The 597-nt window shown below is 44.2% G+C and carries 1 protein-coding gene; it reads right to left on the reverse strand.

Translation table 11 applies throughout. The features are described from left to right. A partial coding sequence (locus AC3G7N_RS21815; protein WP_489424218.1) for an IucA/IucC family protein occupies positions 1-597 on the reverse strand: 597 nt, incomplete at both ends.

Raw genomic sequence — 597 nt, forward strand, 5'->3', positions numbered from 1 at the left:
CTTGCGGCGGCGATTGAAATGTTTTCTTTGCCTGCTATTTCATAAATGATATTGGCTAAATGGGAAGACCCTCCGGCTATATGATCTTGACAAAGTGCCGCAAGCAACGTCGTTCGTGAATCGTTCCCTGCTTGAAATGAATTTTCCCGTATGACCACTTCAAATCCAGTTTCTTCTAGGCCAAGCTTCAATGTAATATAAGCTGGATCCTCGATAATGCGGAACGATGGATGCGCTTCTGTCAGCTTTTCGCGAAGCTCTCCATGAAGCAAGCGGCTTACTTGCGCGCCGCGATTAAGCTCTTTTCGTTTATTGATGCGCAGCGAATTGGTAATTTTCACAGGAATCGAAAATTTATACATAAAGCTGGCCTCTGGATGGTACACAGTCCGCACTGAAGATGTTGGATAATATTTTCTTCCGTGTGGACCCAGATAATCAAGTTTTCCTAACTGAATCAGGTTCCCTACATCTTCCCGCCCTAACAGCTTTCGTGCTTGCAACGGATGAACAGGGATGAGGGAAAAACTATTTCCCCGGCAATATTCATCCTTAAACGATTGTGAAACAAAAGGGTCTTTCTTTACGCCTTCTTTG

It is taken from the genome of Virgibacillus carmonensis (assembly GCF_057836705.1).